Source organism: Clostridioides sp. ES-S-0010-02 (genome assembly GCA_020641055.1).
GTDB lineage: Bacteria > Bacillota > Clostridia > Peptostreptococcales > Peptostreptococcaceae > Clostridioides.
In genome coordinates, this window is sequence record CP067345.1 from 1,036,259 (window position 1) to 1,061,203 (window position 24,945).

Sequence of the window (24,945 nt, forward strand, 5' to 3'; positions counted from 1 at the left end):
ACAGAGGAGTTGAACTTAAAATTTGATTAGAAAAAAATCAATTTTGAGACAACTCCTTATTTTTTTTGAAAAGTAATATACAAGCTATCATAAGCATATAATTCTCTATAGATAATTAACAAGGGGGATAAAGTTATGAGGTATTATAATAAACCTACCAAAGAAGTCTTAAAATACTTAAAGACAAATCCAGAAGTTGGACTTGCTGATAATGAGGTAGAAGAGAGGAAGCTTAGATATGGATTAAATGAATTTACGATAAAAGAAGGACGAACATTTTGGGACGAGTTGGGGGAAAGTCTGACAGAACCTATGATATTAATTCTTATAGGAGCAGCAGTAATAAGCTCATTTGTGGGAGAATTGCATGATGCATTAGGTATTTTAGGAGCTATCTTTATTGGTATTTCCATAGGTATAATAACTGAAGGGAAATCTAAAAAAGCTGCTCATGCTCTATCAAAATTAACAGAGAATATAGAGGTAAAGGTACTTAGAAATGGAAAGATAGTTAAAATATCAAAAAATGATTTAGTACCAGGAGATATTGTATATATAGAAACAGGAGATATGATACCAGCAGATGGAAGGCTTATACAATCTATAAATCTAAAGCTTAGAGAAGATATGTTAACAGGCGAATCTGATGATGTAGCTAAAAATGCTGATGCTATATTAGATATGGAGGTAGTTTATTCTAAAACAGAAATAATTGAACAAGATACAATACCCGCAAAACAAATCAATATGGTATTTGGGGGAACTCTTGTAGCATATGGTAGAGGGATAATGGTTGTTACTCATATTGGTGATAAGACAGAGATGGGTAAGATAGCACAGAACTTATCAAATGATGACCAGCAAACTCCACTTCAAATTAAATTAGGTAAGTTAGGTGCTAAAATAGCAGGTATATCAGGTGTAATAGCTACATTATTATGTATGTTTATGATTATACAAATGCAAAGAAGAGGTATGCTAATTTTGGATACAAGCAGTATTTTATCTTTTTTACAATCATTAGAGCCTGCTAAAAATGCATATATGGTTTGTATTGCTTTAATAGTTGCAACAGTACCAGAAGGTTTACCAACTATGATAAATATTACTTTAGCCATAACAATGCAAAAGATGGCAAAGATAAATGCATTAGTAACAAAGAAAGAAGCCTGTGAAACTATAGGTTCTGTCTCTGTAATATGTTCTGATAAGACAGGTACTTTGACACAAAATAAGATGATGGTAGAAGTAGCATATGTTGATGGTAAGTATATAAGTAGTGGAGAATATCAAAGTAATAGTTATTTTGAACAAAACTGTATAGTGAATTCAACAGCTGATATAGAAAAGGAAGATAATTCATTTAAATATATTGGAAGTGCAACAGAGTGTGCATTACTTTTATATCATAACGATAAAAATTATAATGAAATGAGAAAACAAACTTATTTAATATCACAAATCCCCTTTAGTTCAGAAGAAAAGAAAATGTCAACATTAATTCGTCAAGAGGATTCAGATATACTACTTTCAAAAGGAGCTCCAGAAGTATTATTAAAGAAATGTTCTTATGTACAACAAGGAAAAAGTATTGTCCCAATAACTCCTAAAATAGAAAAAGGTATTCTCGATGAAATTAAAAAACTACAAATTAAATCTATGAGAACATTGGGGTTTGCTTATAAAAAGATGACTAAATCTAGAACAGAAGTTGCAATAACTTCAGAAGGAGAATTGAATTTAATCGGAAATCCAAGAGGGTATGAGAAGGAAGAAAATTTAGTATTTAGTGGCTTTGTAGGAATAGTAGACCCATTGAGAGCAGGTGTTAAAGAGTCTATTGATAAGGCATTTAATGCAGGTGTAGATGTAAAAATGCTTACAGGGGATAATATCAATACAGCAACTGCTATTGGAGATGAATTAGGATTATTGAATGATGGTAAAAAGGCAGTTGAAGCAACCTATATAGATGTACTGACAGATGAAGAGTTAAGAGAAGAAATAAAAGGAATATCTATTGTCGCAAGAAGTAAACCAGATACAAAGATGAGAATAGTTTCTGCACTTCAAAAAAGTGGTGAGGTTGTAGCCGTAACAGGTGATGGTATAAATGATGCTCCAGCTCTTAGTCAAGCAGATGTTGGTATCGCTATGGGAATCTCAGGTACAGAAGTATCTAAAAATGCAGCAGATATAATATTGACTGATGATAGTTTTAGTACAATAGTAGAGGGAATAAAATGGGGAAGAGGTATTTATGAAAACTTCCAAAGATTTATACAGTTCCAGCTTACTGTAAATATAGTAGCATTTATAATTGCTATAATATCTCAACTTACTGGTAAAGATATGCCATTTACTACAATACAATTATTATGGGTAAATATAATAATGGATGGTCCTCCAGCTCTTGCATTAGGATTAGAACCTGTTAGAGATTATGTATTGAAAAGAAAGCCAATAAATAGACATTCTGGAATAATAGCTAGGTCTATGTCTGTTAATATTATTATAAATGCTATACTTATGATTACAATTGTATTTACACAATCAGCTTTTAATATATTGGGAGCAACTCCAGAAGAACAAGGTACAGTTATATTTTCATTATTTGCATTCAGTGCTCTTTTTAATGCATTAAATTGTAGAGAATTTGGATTAAACAGTACAATACCAAATCTATTTAAAAATAAATTAGCATTACAAGTAATAGTTGTGACAGGGGTGATTCAAATAATATTTACCCAAGTATTCCAAAGTTTCTTCAATTCAGTGTCACTAGGGTTTGATATGTGGATAAAGATAATATTATTCGCATCGACTATTCTATTGTCAAATGAATTTGTAAAATTACTTCTTAGAACAGTAAAAAATAGTAAGAAAGTAAATCTTAATAATAAAAATTAGATTATAAAATTTCGCAAAATCGTATTAATACTACGCTTTTGCGGTTTTATTTGTTTTTGTGTAAGTGATTTCAAAATACTATTTATCACTTTTTTGTATGGTACATTATTATACTTAAAAAGATGATTGACCATTAAAATATGGTATTTAGCAAAATATTCGTGAGATTTAAAGATTATTATTGCTACTAATTTACTGCCATTAAATGAGTCCTGATATGATGTAAAGAGTCTTGAAGATATAAACTGATAAACAACATAATTTTAAAAGTATTTGATATGAAATAATGATATATAATCTTTTAATGGTAAAGAGTTTCTTTACCAATGTCGCAATATTTATTTTGTCTGATATAATGGTTAAAGAACATTAACGAAACATATTGAGGAGAACTAAAAGAGTAAAAATACAAATAAAAAGTATATCTGAGTATTTAAGTAAGTTAAAAATATGTATGGGTTTAAAAATAGGAATTTTATAAAGGAGTTGCTAAAATTATGATTGTATATTTTTCTGGGACTGGTAATAGTGAATATGTAGCAAAAAGAATGGGTAAAGAGCTTCAGAATGAAGTATTGAATATATTTGAAAAAATTCGAACTAGGGATTATTCTCATTTAGCATCTGAAAGACCATGGGTTATCGTTGTACCAACTTATGCATGGCGTATTCCACGTATTGTGCATGAATGGTTGATGAAAACAGAACTTAGTGGAAATAAGAATATTTATTTTGTAATGACCTGTGGGGCTGATATTGGCAATTCAGGCACATACTTGAAGAAATTGTGTAAAGCAAAAGGGATGAATTACAGAGGATGTGCTTCTGTAGTCATGCCAGAAAACTATATTGCGCTTTTTAGTACACCAAGTAAAGAAGAAGCTCTAGTAACGATTGAACAAGCTGAGCAGAAAATATCATCTACAATACAATGTATTAGAACTGATATAGCATTCCCAGAATCGAAAGCAACATTTAAGGCTAAATTCAGTAGTGGATTGGTCAATAATATATTTTATCCAGTATTTGTTCATTCTAAAAAATTTTATGTGACAGATGCTTGTGTTTCTTGCAAGAAATGTGAAAATGTATGTCCACTTGGAAATATACACCTTAATGATGGAAAGCCAAACTGGGGAAATCATTGCACTCATTGCATGGCTTGTATATGTCGATGTCCAAAAGAAGCTATTGAATATGGCGAACATAGCAAGGGGATGGCACGTTATATTTGCCCAAAGGAAATATAAAAATAAATGACTTAAATTAATCCTGATGTATTTTGATGAGGGTGCTTTAAAAGCAATCATTATATAACATAGATTTTATTTAATGGAGTATTAACTTAAAAGACAGTTGATAAATAGTCAGCTGTCTTTTTTTAATCAATTAAATTAATTAGTCATCATAATTAAATTATAATGAAACTTGTATTATAGATATTTTTCAATTTTACTTTGTTCAATTACACGTTTACCTAATAAGGTAATTGCCTGTTTTGGGCAATTATTAACACAGCGATAACACATAGTACATTGATTTCCTGGTATAGCAACACCATTTTTCACAACAATATTTTTCAAGCAACATAGGCTTACACATTTTCCACAGCCAATACATTTATCAGCACTTATTTTTAATTTGTCTGAATAGTATTTTGTTTTATTAATAAAATATAACCTTTGTCCAAATAAACCTGCTATATGATGAAAAATTCCGATTCCATCTTGTGGTGGAGTTCCATCTTGTATTTTTCTTACAGCATGCTTTATTTTTTGTTCTGCATTTGTTATGAGTTTCTTGTTGCTTTCTAAAGTCTTTTTTAATGCCTTTTCATCAGCAATGCTATCAGGCATTTTTAAATGTAAACCTCCAATAGTGACTGCACCATATTTTTTAAGCAAACGAGCTAAGATACCTGCTCTATCTCCACTGAATAACCCCATTGTTGTAATAATAAAAACTCGCTTGTCTTTCCATAAATTTTGATGATTGATTATAAAGTCCTTTAATATTTTAGGTATGTTGCTGTATTGTGTAGGATAGCTAAATACAATATCTTTATGCTGACTAATTTGATGTAACAATTGCTTATCTTCAATAGAAAATGCCTTTGATGTCATATCATATTCCTGCAAAAACTTTTCTATACAATATTTTGAATTGCCTGTTCCACTGAAATATATTCCTAACATAATTTTTCTCCAAATTTTAATTTATTGACTTATTTGTTTTATTCTACCATGAGTATATTTAAAAGTCATTTTTTATGTTTTGAATAGATATTTGAGTAAAAATTATGTGAATTAATTTTGATATGTAGAAAATAGAGTATTTTTTATTGATTTAAAAATGTTGTTAATAAAGAATTTTTTATTTTACTTAGATATAAATTAATATAAAAAATCTGCTATAAATATGTTGGTTTGATTATAAATAAGATATTTCTATGCTACTTAATAAATAAAAGTTGTCAATTAAGATGCATATAAATAACTAGTATTATGAAAAATATAATAGAGAATTTGTTTGTGATATTATTTTATATTTATATGAGTAGAAAGTGACTATAGGTTATAATAGTAGAAAGCTTAATAAGTGAATGTTAAGGAATAAATGCAATTAATAAAAATTTAAAAATTTTATCTAAAGGGATATATAGAAAGGAAAATATTTATGAAGTTTAAAAGGTGGGTCAGTATAATTTTATCTATAATAGTTATAAGTTCTCTTCTTGTGGGTTGCACAAATAAATCTAATTCGGATACAGTATCAAATGAAAAAATATCATATGAAATAAATTCAACAAAAAATAGCAATAATAAGGTTGAAACTAATAAATTTAATTTAGGAACATCAGAAATGGTTATAAGAGGTAAATCTATACCATTTAATATGGAAGGAATAATATCAGTACCTGAAAATATAAAAGAAAAAGCACCTGTAGTATTAATCTTTCATGGACAACATGGAGATGGAGAAAATGATTTTGAAGATGGATTTAAATATCTTACTGAGGCTTTGGCAAAAAATGGTATAATAGGAGTATCTATTGATACCTCAGTAAATTATACTTTTAAGTATGGAGAACCAGTGGAAAATGAAAGAATAACTTATTTAGCTCAAACATATATACAAACTTTTAAAGACATAAACGAAGGTAAGAAAAATGGATTTGGGTTATACCTCAAAGATAAAGTTGATTTAAATAGAATTGGTCTTATAGGACATTCTGTAGCAGGTTCAGGGGTAATTAAAATAGCAGAAGACCAAATACAAAAAGGATTCAAAGGGATAAAAGGAATTATATCACTTACACCAGCGTATAATAGTCCGATAGAAAAGTTTCCTGATATACCAACAGCAATAATAGTTTCAGAGTATGATGGAGATGTTGTTCATAGTGGAGATGATATTTTTTATGATATATCTTTAGATAAAAATAGAAAAAGCCCATTGGGTCTAACTTATCTAGTGGGAGGAAATCATAATGCATACAACTCAGTTTTAGGAGAAAAAGAGTTTTCTAAGCCACAGACTACTAATGGAACTTATCCTGAGAAATTAGGACAAGAAGAACATAGAGATTTTTTCTCTAATTATGCAGTTGACTATATGAAATCTATTTTTGAGTTTGATAGTAGTGAATCACCTATCTTCAATAAAAAAGGATTGCCTTATAAAATGTATGGATATCAGACTTTAAATAAAGTTAAATATAGTGAATCTGTAGAATTATTCAATAAAAAGACATTTAAAAATATAAGTTCAAGTAATGTTGATATAAAAGAATTGGTTGAATCAGAGAGATTGAATAAAGATACTGCAAAAATATTTATCAATACTGGAGTGAATGAAGATTTAGACTTGTTACAAGTTGATTGGAAATCTGAAAGTGGAAAAATAGAACTACCTTTAAATAATAATAACTTAGGAGCTTATTCTGCACTAAAGTTTAGATGGGCATTAAACTCTCCTAGTAAATTAAATAATAAAGATAATGTAGTTTCTTTCAAACTTAGCTTAGTTGATTCTAAGGGAAAAGAAAGCAGTATCATTGTAGAAAATGATAAAGTATCTGCTATGAAGTATTTTGAAGGAGAAGTTATAAAAGATGAATATGTAGAAGGGAAGTTTATGGAATTCTGGTCAAGATATACTCCAATAAGTGATACAGTAATACCACTTGAAAAATTTAGAAATATAAATTTATCTAATATAAAGAATGTTACAATTGAATTTGAAAGTCCAGAAACTGGTTCAATTATGTTAAATAAAATAGTTGGTATAAAATAATAAAAGTGGTTCTAGATAAAAGTATAAAGTATCTAGAACCAATTTTATTAGACATTATTAATTTTAGTCAGAGATATAAAACTACTTCATATTAACTATAAGAAAAGAAAATTAAGAATATTTTACTGATATAGAACAAGTTTAAAGAAATTTTATATCTAAATTGTGTTATCATGAGTAAAGATATCAAGTTTCGAGTTTATTAATAAAATAAAAGACAGGGAGGTAAGTTTCATGTTCTCAAAAATCCTAGTCAAAACATTTATCAAAGATAGTGAGAATGTTCAAGATAAAGTTGTTAGAAATAAGTATGGTTATGTAGCAGGAATAGTAGGCATAATATCTAATCTAGTTTTATTTATAGTAAAGGTTTCTATAGGTATACTTACATCAAGTATAGCTATAATGGCTGATGCGTTTAATAATCTTTCTGATATGGCATCTTCAGCAATAACTATGATAGGGTTTAAACTAGCAAGTAAACCAGCTGACAAAGAACATCCTTTTGGGCATGGTAGAATAGAATATCTATCAGCATTAATAGTAGCTTTTATGGTTATGTTGGTTGGACTTCAATTTGTGAAATCGTCTATAGAAAGAATAACAAATCCAGTTCCTATAAAGTTTGAATTAGTACCACTGATACTTTTAATTGCATCTATAATGGTTAAAATATGGTTGAGTCGCTTTAATAAATTTATGGGAAATAAAATTAATTCATCAGCATTAAAAGCAGTGTCATTGGATGCTTTGGGAGATGTATTTACATCAAGTTGTGTAGTTATATCTTTTATTTTGGCTAGATTTACTGATTTACCTATAGATGGATATGTAGGTATTGTAGTATCATTAGTAATACTTTATGCAGGATTTTCTCTTGTAAAAGATACTATAAATCCTCTTCTTGGGGAAGCTCCAGATGAAGAAATGGTCAAATCTATTTTAGAATTATTATTATCTTATGAACATATAATAGGTACACATGATTTAATAATCCATAATTATGGAGTTGGAAGATGCATTGCATCTATACATGCAGAAATTCCAGCGAATATAGATATAATGGAAATTCATGAAATTATAGATACTGCTGAGAGAGAAATATCTGAAAAGTTGGATATATATTTGGTAATTCATATGGACCCTATATGCCTTGATGATGAAGAGGTTATATCATCAAAAAGAGAACTTGAAGAAATACTTAAGAAAAACAGCCTTATAAAATCTATGCATGATTTTAGGATAGTTGGAAAAGGAAGTAAGAAGAATTTAGTCTTTGATATAGTAGTTAATCCTTCTGAATTTTCTAAAGGTATGTCAGAAGAAGATCTAAAAGCAGATATAACAAAACTAGTTAAGGAGATGAATCCTGATTATAATTGTGTAATTGTTGTAGACAAGGATTTTATTTAATGATGATAAAAAAATAAAGGAAAAAAATGTAAAAAATATAGACAATAAAACATAGACATAATATAATGGATATATAACTGTATTTAATTTGAATATAATAATTTTTAATTATTTTTATAAAAAAATTATAGAGACGTTGAAGTATATCCTATTACTGGGCACCTTATGGGTATACAGAGTCAATGGTGCAACCGGCTATGAATATAAATTTTATTTATTTCATAGCTTTTTTTGTATAGTTTTTTGATAAAAAAAGTTAAATTATATTGGGTATTTATGGAATTTTACAAGAGTGTAAATAGATTAGAGGGGAGCAATCTATATGAAGAAAGGAAATAAAAAGGCATTATTAATCAGTTTAATTATGATTTTAAGTATGATAGTTACTACAATATATCCATCTGTATCTTATGCATCAGAATTAGAAGGCAGTGGGTCTATACAAAGCAATTCAAATAATTTACCAACTGGAGATGGAAAACAAGAAGAAAATAAGAAACCAGAACAGACTCCAGAGGGAGATAAGCAAGAAGAAAATAAGAAACCAGAACAGACTCCAGAAGGGGATAAACAAGAAGAAAATAAGAAGCCAGAGGAAACTCCAGAAGGAGATAAGCAAGAAGAAAATAAGAAGCCAGAGCAAACTCCAGAAGGGGATAAACAAGAGGAAAATAAGAAGCCAGAACAGACTCCAGAAGGAGATAAGCAAGAAGAAAATAAGAAGCCAGAGCAAACTCCAGAAGGAGAGAAACCAGAAGAAAACAAGAAACCAGAACAAACTTCGATAGAGGATGAAAATTTACTTAAGACTTTAGAAGAAGAACTTAATGAAGATAATGAAGACCACGGATTTATCGTAAAAATTAATAATGATGCAATAGAAACAGAGTCAATGAAAAAAATTACATTTAATTTAACTTATACTCCAACATCAAAAGGGATAAAAGCAGGTGACTCAATAACTTTTAAGGTTCCAGATGTATTTAATAAAGTTAATTTAGATTATACAAGTGAATGTTTTGATAAAACAGAGAGTAATGGAGAGTATACGCTTACATTTAGAGAATTACCTAATGGTCAAAGTGTAATGCAAGGAAAAATTGGATTAGAAGCATATGTGAATAAAGTTAATGAAGAAACAAGTGCCAAAATTCATATTGAAACTACTGGAAAGATAGAAAGTGGAAATGGAGATGTGGATATAGAAATAAAACCTGGCGATAAAGAAGACATTGAAGAAGCTAAAGGAACACTTAAGAAGCTTGTTGAAGGAAGAGAGTCAACTACTGTATTTATGCCAGTTAAAAATAAAGATGTAAATTATACTATACAAGTAAATGAAAAAGAAGAAGAATTAAAAGATATTACTTTATATGACGAACTCCCTGAAGGAATGACATTAATAAAAGATTCTGTAAGTATAGTAGCAAGCAATGGAAAAGAAGTAAGTGATTTTAATATTGAACAAGGTGAAAATTCTATTTCAGTTACTTTTGGAGATATAGATAAAGCGTATACTGTTAAGTATAAGGCTAGAATTAGTGATGAAAATGCAAAACATGGTAACAAATATAAGAATATAGCTAGATTAGAATCTGCAGGTAATAAAGTTCAAGAAGATGATGCTATTGTAAGTATATTTGATAGAGGAAATGATTATCTTTTGACTAAGGGGCATTCAGGAGCAACAAATATTACTCAAGTAGGTCAAGTAATCAACTATCAGATTTCAATAAATGATGATAAATCACCAGTAAGTAATGTGGTTATAACAGATAATATACCAGAAGGTATGAGATTAACTACTGCTGGAGAAGCTGGGCATGATTTTAGAGTTGTAGAAGTTCCAATGAATGGTGGCTGGACTCCTTGGAGTAAAGAAAAAATTGCAAATAATATTTCATATAAAACAGAAGAAAAAAGAAATGAAAGTGGGCAAGTAGAAAAAGTTATAACTGGATTTACAATTAATCTTAGTGAAGAAGAAGTAGAATCAAAGTTCTTTATAGCATATACATTAAAAGTTATTAGTATTGAAGATAGTTATACAAATAGAGCTGTTCTTGATGCGAATAATAGTCAAGTAGATAAAAGAGATGAGATAAGTTTTAAGAAGAACTCTGGATTAATAAGTGCCAAAAAAGAGGTTGATAAAAAGGTATTAGATGGAAATGATAACCAAATAGTTAAGTATAAAATAAACATGTCAACTTATGGTGTTTATGATGCAGGGCAAGTAAATATTTTAGATGAAGTAAATCCAACATTAAAAATATCTAATATAAAATACTCTGATAATCTTGAACTTAAAAAAGAAGCTGAAGATGGAAAAAATACTATAAGATTAGTAAATAAATATGAATTTAAGCAAATAAAAGAAGGTGAACCTGTACAAGGTTGGGTTACATTTGATGCAGATTTTACAGATGTAAAAGTAGGGGAGACTATACAAAATGTAGCTCAGATTAATGGTTCAAGTCCTCCTGGTGTAGAAACTACTAAACAAGGATATGCTTTTGAAGCTAAGAAGGTAGATAGTTCAGATAAAAGTGCTCTTGAAGGTGCAAAATTTAATTTGGAAAATACCTTTGGAATAGTAGTAGTTAAGGATTTAGTTAGTAATGAAGATGGTATAATTGAATCTAGTGTCAAAAATCCAGGAACATATTATTTAGTGGAGACAATGGCTCCAAGTGGATATGAAAAATTAAAGGGTAAAATAAAGGTGGAAATTGATAGAAAAAATATTGGTAAAATTGTTGATATTGGGAATATAGAAAATGTAAAACAAGAAAATATTCCAGTAAATCCATCAGTACCACCAGGTACAGATGAACCAACAGTGAATCCACCAGTGCCACCAAGTACAGATAAGCCAAGTAAACCATCAAGACCATCTGATACAGAGGAAGCAACAATAAATCCACCAATACCACAATCAGAAAACGTGGTAAATCCTCCTATACCAGAGGTAGTAAATCCACCAATACCACCATCAGAAGATGTAATAGAAAAGCCTGTTAAACAAATTGTTCCAATACCAGAAGTAGTAAACCCACCAGTGCCACAGGAAAAGAATAATACAGTAAAAGATAATACTGTAGTAAATCCACCAGTGCCACCAAAGACAGGTGATAGTACTACAATTACTGTAGAAATACTTTTAGGATTAGGAGCTATTGTAGGACTTATTATATTGAGAAGAAAGAAAAACATCAATTAGACCCTAACATTATAAAAATATAAGTAATATTAAAAAATATCTTCTAAAACAATATTTTCAAGTGAGAATATTGTTAGAAGATATTTTTTTTTGGAGTATTATGTAAAAAAACAATCGTTTTTTAGAAGAAAAATCCAAAAAACTATAGACAAAGAGACAGATATAAGATATAATATAAATATAAAATTAAACGAGGCAAAACTAGGGAAACCTAGTCACGCAAAGCTATAGGGGCTAAAGTTTAAATAAACTACGCCAGCCAGTTGCCGAAAAGAGTAAAAATTTCTTTTTGTATATACAAAGATACTCTTGGGTATCTTTTTTATTTTGAAATTTATTACTCCCGGCCTAACTCAAAGGAGGGAATAATATGAAACCAAGTAAAAAATTATTAATCGCTATAATATCAATATTTTTAATAAGTTCAGTTCCAGTAAGTGCACATGCAGATAGTGCAACTTTAAAAAACAATAAAGAAACACTTAGTGAAATAGTGGTTCTTCCAAATGGAAATTACGATAAAAAAGAAGCTAATGCTATGATAAATAGACTTGCTAATATAGATGGAAAATATTTAAATGTATTAAAACAAGATAACTTAAAAATAAAATTATTAAGTGGAAAATTAACAGATGAAAAAGAATATGCTTATTTAAAAGGTGTAGTTCCTAAAGGATGGGAAAATACTGGTAAAACTTGGGATGATGTTCCTGGTTTAGGTGGAAGTACAGTAGCTCTTAGAATAGGATTTAGTAACAAAGGTAAAGGTCATGATGCAATAAACTTAGAATTACATGAAACAGCACACGCAGTAGACCATCTTGCATTAAATGATATTTCTAAATCAGCACAATTTAAACAAATATTTGCTAAAGAAGGGCGTTCTTTAGGAAATGTAAATTATTTAGGTGTATATCCAGAAGAATTCTTTGCTGAGGCATTTGCATATTACTACTTAAATCAAGACACAAATAGTAAATTAAAAGCAGCTTGTCCACAAACTTATAGCTTTTTACAAAACTTAGCAAAATAGAAAATTTATATAAAAAAATTAAGAGATGCTAGTATGCTAGCATCTCTTTTATATTGCGTGAAAAACTAATTAATTTAATCTTATGTATATATTTATTACTGACTTTTATATAATGACTCAATATGTTTATTATGAGATTGAGTTATTATTGTAGGTATAATAGAAACTATTGAACCAATCACTATCAATAGAATTCCTATAATCATATTAATAGGAATAAATTCTTTAAGAATTAGTAATGCCAGTATTGGAGATATTACTGGCTTAAAGAAAAATACTAAAGATGTAAGGCTAGTAGATGTAGCTTCCATTGCCATAAAATAAAGTGCATAACCAACACCTGTAACAAATACAAATACGTAAATCATAGTAGGTATGTTGTGTAAGGTATAACCACTAAAAATAGGTATATTTGCAAATACATGTAGTCCTTTTTTATTTAATATATTTGATATAAAATTAATCTTAGTAAGTAGAACCAATACAAGCATTTCTAAACTACCAAATATAAAGCTGAAACAAGTCACAACTATTCCACCAAATTTTAACGTTTTTCTTTTACCAAAAACAGTGTACATTGAAAAAATAATGGCAGAAGATAGTGTTAAGAATATACCACTAAAAGTTAATTTTGTGTGCAGTGGATTTATAATAACTATAATTCCAATGACTTCTAATATAAGTGAAATTATATTGTGCCTATAGATTTTTTCCTTTAGAATCAAATAAGCTAGAAGCATAACAAATACTGGGTTACAACTAAATAAGACAGCAACTACAGATGCTTTTGTGTTTAGTACAGCTAACTGGTACAATGACATACTTACTACAACACACATAAAACCTAAAAAAGCAAAGTATTTTAAATCTGATTTTGTAATAGAAAGACTAAGGGATTTTAATCTTTTTATAGCAAAAGGTAATAAGACTAAGCCACCAACAAAAAATCTTGATAAGGTTATTTGTATGGGATTAAAGTCATTAGTAACTGTCTTTAGACTAATTTCCATTGAACTAAAAAATAGGGTAGTTAGTATTATATAAACATAACCTTTTTTCAAATCAAACACCTCCTTGTAATTTATACTAGTACTATAAGCTACAATATTCAAGTACATTGGTATAAAATGGTATATAAATATAAGCTATAAAATTATAAGCTACCTTAATATAGAATATAAAATTCTACACTAAGGTAGCTAATTATTTGTAATTAGATTTATTTAATTATTTTAAATTGTACAATTTAGATAATTTTTCAAATGCTGGTAGAGAACTCTTAACTTTATCGTAAGATACACAGTATGATACTCTAAAGTGTCCTGGGCAACCAAAAGAAGAACCTGGAACCAATAGTAAATTAAATTGTTTAGCATCAGCACAGAATTTTTTATCATCTTCAATTGGAGCTTTTGGGAATAAATAGAATGTACCACTAGGTTTAACACAAGAAAATCCCATTTCTATTAAGCTATTATATAAAAGGTCAAAGTTCTTTTTGTAAATATTTACATCAACTTCTGCATCTAAGCTTCTTGCAATAACTCTTTGGAAAAGAGAAGGAGCATTTACAAATCCAAGTATTCTATTTGCAACATTTAATGAAGACATAACATCATCAAAATCATCCATTTCTCCATTAGCCACAATATATCCTATACGTTCACCAGGTAGAGACAATGATTTACTATAAGAGTATCCTATAAATGAATTTTTATAGTATTTTAATATACAAGGAACTTTAGCATCATCATAAATTATTTCTCTATATGGTTCATCAGAAATTAAATATATATTTGTATTAAATTCTTTTTGTTTTGTATCTAGTAATTCTCCAAGGTTTTTTAGCAATTCTTCAGAATAAATAACACCAGTAGGATTGTTTGGAGTGTTTATTATTAGAGCTCTTGTCTTTGGAGTAATAGCATTTTTTAGAGCATATAAATCTGGTTCAAAAGTTTCTATGTTTGTAGGGACTTCGATTAGTTTTCCATCATAGTTTTCTGTATAATTTTTATATTCACCAAAATATGGTGCAAAAGCAATAACTTCATCGTCAGGATTTAAAAGAGTTTTTAAAATGATATTTAGACCACCAGCAGCCCCACAAGTCATAATTAAGTTATCTTTTGTAAGGTTTAATCCATTTTTTTTATTTATGTGGCTGGCAATAGCATCTCTTACATCTTCATATCCTGAGTTGTTCATATATCCATGAACTAGATTTGGAGATTCTTCATTTAAAATATCGCTTATAACTGCTTTAATAGTTTCTGGAGGCTCAACACTTGGATTTCCTATACTAAAATCAAAAACATTTTCTTCTCCGTAGATATCGGAAAGTTTTTTTCCCTCTTCAAACATGGCTCTTATAACAGAGCTGTTTGCAACTAAAGTTTGCATTTTATTAGATATCATATGTAACACTCCCTTTTATAGATTTATATTGCTTATGTATATATTACCATATTTTTACTGAATTTAGACAATTTTCGAAAAATTATTTGCTTGAAAATATAAACTTTTATATAAAATATATTTATGTATGATGTATATAAAAAATTACAAATTCTAACTAAAGAAGAATTATATTTTATGATAATTTTATAAGGTAGTATAAAAATATACAGTTATAAGGCAAAATATTCTTGACTGTATCAAGTATTTAATATAATATAGTTGATATAGTCAAATATATTATATTAGAATTATAGAGGGGAAATTAAAAATGGATTTTAAAAATTTACAGAATGAGAGTTTATCGTATATTATTTGTTATTTACAAAGGAACTTTAAACTTTATTGTGAAAAATGTCTAAAGCCATATAAGCTTACGAATGGTCTATATTTTTATTTAATTTATATCAATAAGAATAGGAATTGTTCTTTGAATGATATTTCGACGGAATTCGAGGTGGATAAAGCTCATACTACAAGAACTATCTCTAGATTAGAACAAGATGGTTACATAGAAAAGATTCAAAACCCTAATGATAGTAGAGCTTTTCAATTGAGAGTAACAGATAAGGGTGAAGAAGTACTGGGAGATATAAAAAACATATTTTCAAAGTGGGATAGTAATATAAAAAAAGAGTTTTTGGATGAAGAATACAAAGAATTAGTAAAGAAATTACATACAGTAAAAGATATAAAGGCAACAGTGGAGGAAGAATAGGATGTATAGCAACTTATTAAAGTCAATTAAAATTGGAAACTTAGAATTAAAAAATAGAGTATCTTTTGCACCTACAAGTATGGGTCTTAATCTGGAAGAACGAATTAACAAGCTTTGTAAAATTGCTAAATCAGGAGTAGCTTTAATTACTATAGGAGATGTATCAGTTAGACCTAGTTTTCATAAAATGGCTCTAAGCTTATCCAATGAAGATGGAATTAGAGAGTATAAAAAAATTGTAGATGCAATACATGATTCAGGGGCGAAAGTTTCAGCACAAATATTTTGTTCAGATTATGACATAAATTTAATCAGAAATACTATGAAATCGGGAATTACTTCACATGACGAAATAAAAAAAATTATGGATGATGGAGTAAAGGATTATGTAACAAATATGACAAAAGAAGAAATAAAAAATATTATAGAGTTGTTTAGAGTAACAGCATTGAATGCAAAAAAAGCAGGATTTGATATGATTCAAATTCATGGAGATAGACTTATAGGAAGCTTTTCATCCAGTATATACAACAGTAGAACTGATGAATATGGTGGAAGTTATGATAATAGAAGTAGATTTGCAAGTGAAATAATTAGTAGTATTCGTAATAATATAAAGGATGTTCCAATAGACTATAAACTTGCAATTAGACAAGAAAATCCTCATTATGGCAATGCAGGAGTTTTATTTTCTGAAGTAGAGCATTTTGTAAAAAAATTTGAATCACTTGGAGTAAATAGTTTTCATGTAACATTAGCAAATCATTCCAAATTAGAAGACACCATACCAGTTAATAATCATCCTTATTTTAAAGATGAAGGATGCTTTTTGTATTTAGCTGATGAAGTTAAAAAACACACAAACCTTCCAGTTTGTGGTGTTGGCAAGCTATCTAGTCCAGATTTCATAGAAAGTATTATATCAAATAACAGAGTAGATATGGTTGCTATGTCTAGACAACTATTGGCAGACAGTGATTGGTTGCAGAAAGTAAGAGAAGTAAGAGTAGATGATATCAAGAAGTGTTGCTACTGCAATAAAAAATGTGCAGATGCATTACAGACACATTCTCAATTTGGTTGTATATTAGATTAATAAAATCTTATAGTAATTGAAAATTTAATGGTATTAAGAAATTTTAGATAAATACTTAATATATAGGAGGATATATCATGAAAAGTTTAATTTTATATTCAAGTTTAACTGGAAATACTAAAAAAATTGCTCAATCTATATATGATGCAATGCAAGGCGAAAAAGAAATTAAAAATATCAGTGAAGTAACTGATAATAATGTTGACTATGAAAAATATGATATAATATTCTTGGGATATTGGGTAGATAAGGGTATTTGTGATAAAAATTCAAAACTAGTCTTTGAAAATATTCACAACAAAAAGCTAGCTTTATTTGGAACAATGGGAGCAAATACAAAGGGTAACTATGGAATTAACATTATGGACAAAGTGAAAGATGTCTTTTCGAAAGATAATGAAATAGTTGGGTCATTTATATGCCAAGGAAAGATTGCAGAAGGTTTAAAGGTAAAATATGAAGAAATGCTAAAGCTTCATCCTGAAAATGAACATATTCGTGAGCAATTAAAAGGTCATGAAGAGTCTCAAAGTCATCCAGATGAGCAAGATGTATCCGAAGCTGTTAGATTTACAAAAGATATAATGGCTAAAGTTAGTGATATGTAATAGTTTAAATTAGATAGAAAGGGAGTTTGCAATATGAAAGAGAGTAACGATATTATAATTTCAGTTGGCTCTAAGCAAAGACTGCAAAATACAATTGCAATAAAACTTTGTTTAGAGCCTAATAGATAAAGATAATATTTAGGCTAAATTGTTTTTGTGCAGTCTTTGCTTTTATTTACAATTAAAAATGTAGATGGGAGCAGAGTATTATGAAGTATGAAAAAGCACAAAATATATTGCCAGAAGAGATACTTGAATTAATTCAAGAATATACAGATGGTAGTTATTTATATATACCACGAAAGTCTGAAAATAAAAAAGCTTGGGGCGAAAATAGTGGTTCAAGAAATATCTTGAAAGAAAGAAATAGGGAAATACTTGATAAGTACAATAAAGGTATTTCTGTTAAAGAACTTACAAAAGACTACTATTTAACGGAGCATAGTATAAGACGAATAATCAGAGAAGAAAAAAGTGATTGAAAATAGAATATTAATGTTCTAAAGATAGATTTATATAACAAAAAATTAAGAAGAGACTTTTTAACAAAGTCTCTTTTTTCGTACAAAATTAGTACAGGTTTGTTTATGAACTTGAGGGATAATCTATTTAAATGGTATGATTTTATTGAGGAATTTCTAAATTTTAAGAAGAGGAATAGAACAATGAGTATTTTAAATGTAAATAATATAAGTTATGGATTTGGAGATAGAACATTATTTAAAGACATATCTTTTAGATTGTTAAGAGGAGAGCATGTAGGTCTTGTTGGAAAAAATGGCGAGGGAAAATCTACATTTATGAATATAATAACAGGTCAGCTAATTCCAGATAGTGGTGATATACAATGGAGTAGTAAAGTAAGAGTTGGATATATGGATCAACACACTAAACTAGAAAAAGGTAATACAATAAAAGATATTTTAAGAGAATCTTTTAAGGAACTTTTTTATATGGAAAGTGAAATGAATAGCATATACAGTAAAATGGGAGAAATGAATGAACATGAGATAAATAAGTCTCTTGAAAAAGTTGCAAATATACAAGAATTTTTAAATAACAATGAATTTTACAATATTGATTCAAAGATAGATTCAATTGCCCTAGGTCTTGGGTTTAGACATATTGGACTTGATAGAGATGTTTCAGAATTGAGTGGAGGTCAAAGAACAAAGGTATTATTAGGCAAATTATTATTAGATGAACCAGATATATTGCTTTTAGATGAACCTACAAACTATTTGGATGAAGAACATATAGAATGGTTAAGAAAATATCTTCAAAATTATGAAAATGCATTCATATTGATATCACATGATTTGGAGTTTTTAAATAGTGTTGTGAATGTGGTGTGTCATCTTGAAAATATGACATTGACAAGATATATTGGTAATTATGAAAATTTTCAAAAGATGTATAAAGAAAACAAGAGAAATTTAAGAATAGCTCAAGAAAAACAAATTAGAGAAATATCAAAGCTAGAAGAATATATTGCAAAAAATAAAGTTAGAGCATCAACCAGTAAGATGGCAAAATCAAGACAGAAAAAATTAGATAAAATAGAAAGAATAAGTATATCAAAGGAAAAAGTAAGACCTCACTTTGACTTTAAAATATCCAAAAAATCTGGGAAAATGATATTTGAAGCTAAGAACTTAGTTATAGGATATGAAACAGCATTAAGTAAACCTATAAATTTAATTATGGAAAGAGGAGAAAAGATAGCTTTAATAGGTGCAAATGGTATAGGAAAATCAACCTTATTAAAAAGCTTGATTGGAATAAATAAACCAATAAGTGGAAGTATTGAAGTAGGAGAAGAACAAAATGTTGGATATTTTGAACAGGAAGTTAAAGAAATAAGTGATAAAAAACTTATTGATGAGGTGTGGTATGAATTTCCAACATACACAAGATATGAAATAAGAAAAATGCTATCAAGATGTGGTTTGACTAATCAACATATAGAAAGCAAGCTTTCTATATTAAGTGGTGGAGAACAAGCTAAAGTAAGGTTATGTAAACTTATAAATAATCCTAGTAATATATTAATACTAGATGAGCCAACAAACCACTTAGATTCTGAAGCAAAGGAAGAACTAAAAAAAGCTTTAATATCATATGAAGGCAGTATAATTTTAGTCTGCCATGAGCCAGAGTTTTATAATGATATAGTTAATAAAATTTGGGATTGTGAGAAGTGGGCAATTAATTATTTAATATGATAGAAAATCTTATACGACTTGTTATATCTTTTATCAATTTTAATATAAGACAGGCTAATTTGACTTTTGGACTGAGAAAGATATGAAAAGACTAAATTAATAGAAAGGCATGGCATTTATTTGCGATGCCTTTTTTAATAGAATCAAAAAAATGATAAAAATACTTGACTGTAAACCATGTTTATACTGTATCTTATATAATAATCAAGCAGTTTTAGATACACACAAGGAGGAGATTATTACAAAGTGTGGTATTATTGAGAATGGAATATTGGCGAATCAAATAATGAAATAAAACATTAAAGAAGACTTAGAGTAATAAAAAAGAAAGATATTAGGTAATTCAATAAATCGAAAGGTGGTGTTTAAAAATGACAATTAAAGAAGTTGAAGAAAAAACTGGACTAACACGTTCTAATATTCGATTTTATGAGAAAGAAATGCTAATTCAGCCCATTCGTAATGAGAGTAATGGTTATAGAGAGTATTCAGATGAAAATATAGAGGACATCAAAAAAATTGCATATTTACGTACATTAGGGATTTCTATTGATGATATTCGTAATATTATACTTCAGCAAATATCTTTATATGAGATTGTTGAAAAACAGGAACAAGTTCTCAAAACTCAAATATATGATTTGGAAAATGCAAAAACTATGTGTGAAAAAATGCTTAAATTTAATGAACTAAGTTATCTAAATTTAAAAGTAGAAGAATATATAACTGAGATACCAGAATATTGGAATGAAAATAAACATACTTTAAAACTGGACTCTGTAAGTTTCTTATATATGTGGGGAGGAAATATTACATGGGGAATTATAACCATTGCTTGTTTACTGATTGCAATCATAGCATTTCCAAAACTGCCAACTCAAATTCCTGTGCAATGGAATAATGGTGTAGCCAATAGTGTAGATAAAAAATTTATTTATGCTTATCCAATTATTTGTGTTGTATTCAGATTTATTTTACGTCCATTTACATGTAGATGGTTACAAATACGAGCTTTCTATAGTGATACTATTGCAGATTATTTGACGAACTTTTTATGTTTTGTAGCTTTATCCGTAGAAGTATTCTCAATATTTTTTGTCTACAATATTGTCAAGAACGTTACAGTTATTCTTTTTGTAGATACCTGTGTATTTATGATTTTATTACTAGTAGGATGGAATAAAATATACCAAAAAACAAGCAACTCTCAAAAAATGAGTAAGGAGTGAACTTACTTTCCATAAAGAATTTAGGGTACGTGCTAAGGTACATTTTCCATGTTGATGAAGTAAGATAAAAGTAAAAGCTTACTTTAGCATCATTTGTTTAAATTTTGATAGCGAAATAAAAAAGAATGCCAGAGTTGATAAAAATATAGTGTTTATGAGGATTCTGGCATTTTGTATATTCATATTTAAAAACTTTGCTTATTGAAAATCAGTGGAAAATTATTATTTTTATTGGAAAAGCTAATAATTCAGACTTCAATCTCTACATGTTATCTCTCTACATATTATCTAAAAAAGCTAAGAAATCAACTTTGTATATTTTTCGTGGTCTACCTCTTTGATTATCCAGTTTTGTGTTTACAATAGTTGCAATACCAGCCTTATATAAGATACTTAGGATTCTATTTGCACTTCTAAGAGTTATATTCATATAGTCTGATAATATTTCTGCTGATACATTATTTGAATTTCTATCATTAATCATACTCATAATTTTAGATACATTTACATTAGATAAAGGAATGAAAGAAGCAACTTTATTAGCTATTGAACTTTCTTCCAGGTCATTAGAATTTTTATTTGAATATAAAGGTCCTATTATATTATTAGTGTCATTTACTATAAACGTACAATTTCCACCTAGAGAAGCTGATTTACTATTTGCCTGACGAGCGTTCTGTTCTGCATGAATATTTGTGTTGCCAATTCCCCAACCAATATTTAAGCTATACTTGATTTCTTTTAAGTCTTCTGAAATAAAAAATTCTGTATAATCCTTAGTCATATTATTTAGCATTTCTTTAGTAGTATGTATTTCTATTTTCATGTCATTTTTTTTGACTTGAACTCCATAGAACCCATTTCTTGATAAAGAATTTAAGATAGTATTGTATATTTGATTTTGTATCTCATCATTTTTAAATATTAGGTCATCATTTATATACTCTGAGCTATTTATTGTGACTATACAAGTTGCAGATTTATTTTTATCTAAATTTTTTAATGTTATTTCGTTTATTACAGATTTAAATGTGTTTAAGATTGATTCAGTAGATGGCACCATATAAATACAATCATATCCAAGTCTATTTAATTCACAATTAATTATATAATTTCTAGTAATAGAAAGGTTAATCTTATTATTTTTTAATAAATCTAAGTGTATCTCCAATAATTTATCATTTAATTTTTTAAAGTCATATACAGGTTGAGGAATATTGAAATCTCTAATTGTATATGGACAGTTTTTAGAATCTATCAATGAATAGATGTCATAATAGTTATTATCTTCTCTTAAAAAATCAATAAATGATTTTGTAAAATCAATCTCTCTTTTACTATTTAATAGTTTAAATAAGTATTTATAAAAATCTCTTTCATCAAGCTTTAAGAAACTTAATGGGACCTTTATATCCTCTATATTTATTATAAGCTCACTATATGGAATTAGACCACTACAAACAAATCCATCAAAATTATCTACTTGTTCATTATATATATTTGGCAAATTACTAAAAGGATTTTCGCCTTTTAGTTCAATGTATGTAATTTCGCAAATATCTTTTAATTCTTCGAGAGCTTGTTTAAAGTTATCTGCCATAAAATAAGATGTTGTTAAAAAGCCAATCTTATATTTCATAAAACCTCCTTTAAAATTTCGAAAGTATTGTAACTAATTATCAATTTATAACCTCATTTTATAATAGTAGATAAAAAGCGTCAATTTATTTTACAAAGTAAAAATTAAAAGAAAAATCAGAAAATAAAAAATATACTGAAAAAATGTTGACTGATGAAAATAATTGTGTTATTTTGTAATTAAGGACTAGTCTTTTAAAATTTCCTAAAGTATAAACTCAGCTTTTAGGAAAAAAATTTTATTCAAAAATAAAGGAGATTATTATGATTACATATTTAAAGGAGATTTCTAAATTTGTTGACGAGAATAGAGAAGAAATCATTTCACTGTGGAAAGAGATTGTTAATATTGAAAGCTATACAAACTGTAAAGAGAGTGTAAATAAATTGGCTGATAGATTAAAATGTGAGTTTGAAAAAGAAGGATTAGATTGTGATTTAATAGATGCTGGAAATAATGGCAGTACATTAATAGGTACACTTGGTTCTAACAGAAATAAGAAACCAATAATTTTTTCAGGGCATATGGATACTGTCTTTGAAATAGGTACATTTGGAGAAAATCCATTTAAAATAATGGAAGGAAAAGCATATGGGCCAGGTGTGTTAGATATGAAAGGTGGAATAGTAATTTCTTTATACGTTATCAAGGCTTTAAATAAGATAGGATACAAAGATAGACCAATAAAAATAGTCTTTTCAGGTGATGAAGAGATAGGACATAAGGATTCAAACGGAGGAGACATTATATTAAAAGAAGCAAAAGGTGGTCTATGTGCATTTAATATGGAAACTGGGTTGGTAGATAATAGCTTATGTGTAGGTAGAAAAGGAAGAATCGGGTGTAATATAAATGTAAAAGGTGTAGAAACACATGCAGGAAATGATTTTGAAGGTGGAAGAAATGCAATAGAAGAAATGGCTAATAAGATATTACAAATACAAAAATTGACTAATCTTGAAGTTGGGACTACAGCAAGTGTAAGTATAATTAAAGGAGGAAGAGTATCAAATTCTATTCCTGAAGATTGTAGTATAGAAGTAGACCTTAGATTTGAAAAAGTAGAAGAAATGGAGAATGTTAAAAAAAGAATTCAAGAAATATGTGAAGATACTTACATAGAAGGAACCTCTACACATGTTGATTTTGTAAGTGAAATGATGCCATTTGAAACTACAGAGGATGTTATGAAGTTTCACAAATTTGTAAATACAGTATCAAAAGAAAATGGGTTTGGTGAAATAAATTCTAAGAGACTTGGAGGAAGTTCAGATGCTAGCTATTTAACTATTGCAAACGTTCCTGCGATATGTTCTTTTGGAGTAAAGGGAGAATGGAATCATACATCAAGAGAATATGCATTAGTAGATTCTATGTTTGAAAGGGTAAAATTGATTTCTACAATTGTTTTAAATTTAGATAAATTTGATATATAAAAGGGGGATTTTATATGGATACAACAGCTGGAGATAATAAGGTAACATGGAAAGGATATATGTCTTTATTTGTATTGATAATACTATTTTCTGGTATTTTTAAGGAGAGTCAAGGATTTCTAAAAGCTTTAGACTTTGCTAACTTAACTGGCTCATTTGGTACTATTTCAGATGGTGTAGACTTTATGGGAAAGGGTGGAACTGGTGCAAAGGATGGTTTTTTATTTGCACTTACTTTAATACCAACTGTGTGTTTTGCTGTAGGACTTATTGATGTAGTTGAATCTATGGGAGGGATGAAAGCTGCATCAAAAATATTTAATCCATTACTTAAACCTTTACTTGGGATACCTGGAATAGCGGGTATAGCATTTGTATCTTCATTTACTAGTTCAGATGTAGCCTCAATAATGACAAAAGAATTATGTGAAAGCGGAGAAATAACGGATGATGAAAGAACTATATTTGTAGCTTATCAATATGCTGGTTCAGCAGTTATATTAAATACAATAAATACTCAAGCTCCACTTTTGCCAATAGCATTATTGGCATTAGGTCCAATAATACTTATAGAGATATTCTGTAAGATACTTGGTGCCAATCTAGTTAGACTAATTATAAATATAAAAAATAAAAAGAATAAAAATAAGGGGGCTGCGTAA

At 28.4% G+C, this 24,945-nt stretch carries 18 protein-coding genes and 2 riboswitches; of the genes, 14 read left to right on the top strand and 4 right to left on the bottom strand.

What is annotated here, in order from left to right; all coding sequences use genetic code 11:
• Nucleotides 1-135 precede the first annotated feature (135 nt).
• Together JJC01_05065 and JJC01_05070 are read left to right on the top strand one after the other, a co-directional pair.
• Nucleotides 136-2,910, top strand: coding sequence for a calcium-translocating P-type ATPase, PMCA-type (locus tag JJC01_05065; protein ID UDN59232.1), 2,775 nt, complete (start codon nucleotides 136-138; stop codon nucleotides 2,908-2,910).
• 497 nt (nucleotides 2,911-3,407) lie between these two features.
• Nucleotides 3,408-4,160, top strand: coding sequence for an EFR1 family ferrodoxin (locus tag JJC01_05070; protein UDN59233.1), 753 nt, complete (start codon nucleotides 3,408-3,410; stop codon nucleotides 4,158-4,160).
• A 183-nt stretch (nucleotides 4,161-4,343) separates the two neighbouring features.
• On the opposite strand, the gene JJC01_05075 is transcribed toward JJC01_05070, so the two are convergent.
• Nucleotides 4,344-5,105 (bottom strand): EFR1 family ferrodoxin, encoded by a 762-nt coding sequence (locus JJC01_05075; GenBank protein UDN59234.1) that lies wholly within the window; start codon nucleotides 5,103-5,105, stop codon nucleotides 4,344-4,346.
• 481 nt (nucleotides 5,106-5,586) lie between these two features.
• Here JJC01_05075 and JJC01_05080 point away from each other — a divergent pair, with 481 nt between their 5' ends.
• From JJC01_05080 to JJC01_05095, 4 genes are all read left to right on the top strand, one after another.
• On the top strand, nucleotides 5,587-7,206 hold the full coding sequence (locus JJC01_05080) for a hypothetical protein (GenBank protein UDN59235.1): 1,620 nt from the start codon (nucleotides 5,587-5,589) through the stop codon (nucleotides 7,204-7,206).
• A gap of 234 nt (nucleotides 7,207-7,440) precedes the next feature.
• Complete coding sequence (locus tag JJC01_05085; protein ID UDN59236.1) at nucleotides 7,441-8,619, top strand: cation transporter; 1,179 nt, start codon at nucleotides 7,441-7,443, stop codon at nucleotides 8,617-8,619.
• Nucleotides 8,620-8,739: 120 nt separating this feature from the next.
• Nucleotides 8,740-8,825: riboswitch (cyclic di-GMP riboswitch) on the top strand.
• Between the two features lie 116 nt (nucleotides 8,826-8,941).
• Entirely contained in the window at nucleotides 8,942-11,842 is a 2,901-nt protein-coding gene (locus JJC01_05090) for an SrtB-anchored collagen-binding adhesin (GenBank protein ID UDN59237.1), read from the top strand.
• Between the two features lie 184 nt (nucleotides 11,843-12,026).
• A riboswitch (cyclic di-GMP riboswitch) is annotated at nucleotides 12,027-12,113 on the top strand.
• Between the two features lie 99 nt (nucleotides 12,114-12,212).
• The gene (locus tag JJC01_05095) at nucleotides 12,213-12,875 is read left to right on the top strand and encodes a hypothetical protein (GenBank protein ID UDN59238.1); all 663 of its coding nucleotides are present in this window, start codon (nucleotides 12,213-12,215) and stop codon (nucleotides 12,873-12,875) included.
• A gap of 95 nt (nucleotides 12,876-12,970) precedes the next feature.
• Here the strand turns inward: JJC01_05095 and JJC01_05100 are convergent, their stop codons facing one another.
• Together JJC01_05100 and JJC01_05105 are read right to left on the bottom strand one after the other, a co-directional pair.
• A complete protein-coding gene (locus JJC01_05100) occupies nucleotides 12,971-13,936 on the bottom strand; it encodes an EamA family transporter (protein UDN59239.1) in 966 nt (321 codons plus the stop codon).
• A 166-nt stretch (nucleotides 13,937-14,102) separates the two neighbouring features.
• Nucleotides 14,103-15,293, bottom strand: a complete 1,191-nt coding sequence (locus tag JJC01_05105; protein UDN59240.1) for a pyridoxal phosphate-dependent aminotransferase — start codon at nucleotides 15,291-15,293, stop codon at nucleotides 14,103-14,105.
• 310 nt (nucleotides 15,294-15,603) lie between these two features.
• On the opposite strand from JJC01_05105, the gene JJC01_05110 reads away from it, so the two are divergent.
• The 6 genes from JJC01_05110 to JJC01_05135 all read left to right on the top strand — a co-directional run bounded on the left by JJC01_05110 (nucleotide 15,604) and on the right by JJC01_05135 (nucleotide 21,208).
• Nucleotides 15,604-16,050, top strand: coding sequence for a MarR family transcriptional regulator (locus JJC01_05110; protein ID UDN59241.1), 447 nt, complete (start codon nucleotides 15,604-15,606; stop codon nucleotides 16,048-16,050).
• A 1-nt stretch (nucleotide 16,051) separates the two neighbouring features.
• On the top strand, nucleotides 16,052-17,146 hold the full coding sequence (locus tag JJC01_05115) for an NADH:flavin oxidoreductase (protein ID UDN59242.1): 1,095 nt from the start codon (nucleotides 16,052-16,054) through the stop codon (nucleotides 17,144-17,146).
• A gap of 77 nt (nucleotides 17,147-17,223) precedes the next feature.
• The gene (locus JJC01_05120; GenBank protein ID UDN59243.1) at nucleotides 17,224-17,754 is read left to right on the top strand and encodes a flavodoxin; all 531 of its coding nucleotides are present in this window, start codon (nucleotides 17,224-17,226) and stop codon (nucleotides 17,752-17,754) included.
• 209 nt (nucleotides 17,755-17,963) lie between these two features.
• On the top strand, nucleotides 17,964-18,236 hold the full coding sequence (locus tag JJC01_05125; protein ID UDN59244.1) for a DNA-binding response regulator: 273 nt from the start codon (nucleotides 17,964-17,966) through the stop codon (nucleotides 18,234-18,236).
• 183 nt (nucleotides 18,237-18,419) lie between these two features.
• A complete protein-coding gene (locus tag JJC01_05130) occupies nucleotides 18,420-19,979 on the top strand; it encodes an ABC-F family ATP-binding cassette domain-containing protein (GenBank protein UDN59245.1) in 1,560 nt (519 codons plus the stop codon).
• A gap of 371 nt (nucleotides 19,980-20,350) precedes the next feature.
• A complete protein-coding gene (locus JJC01_05135) occupies nucleotides 20,351-21,208 on the top strand; it encodes a MerR family transcriptional regulator (protein UDN59246.1) in 858 nt (285 codons plus the stop codon).
• Between the two features lie 277 nt (nucleotides 21,209-21,485).
• On the opposite strand, the gene JJC01_05140 is transcribed toward JJC01_05135, so the two are convergent.
• On the bottom strand, nucleotides 21,486-22,847 hold the full coding sequence (locus tag JJC01_05140) for a hypothetical protein (GenBank protein ID UDN59247.1): 1,362 nt from the start codon (nucleotides 22,845-22,847) through the stop codon (nucleotides 21,486-21,488).
• Between the two features lie 263 nt (nucleotides 22,848-23,110).
• Here JJC01_05140 and JJC01_05145 point away from each other — a divergent pair, with 263 nt between their 5' ends.
• Together JJC01_05145 and JJC01_05150 are read left to right on the top strand one after the other, a co-directional pair.
• Complete coding sequence (locus JJC01_05145; protein UDN59248.1) at nucleotides 23,111-24,283, top strand: M20 family metallopeptidase; 1,173 nt, start codon at nucleotides 23,111-23,113, stop codon at nucleotides 24,281-24,283.
• A gap of 14 nt (nucleotides 24,284-24,297) precedes the next feature.
• The gene (locus tag JJC01_05150) at nucleotides 24,298-24,945 is read left to right on the top strand and encodes a hypothetical protein (protein UDN59249.1); all 648 of its coding nucleotides are present in this window, start codon (nucleotides 24,298-24,300) and stop codon (nucleotides 24,943-24,945) included.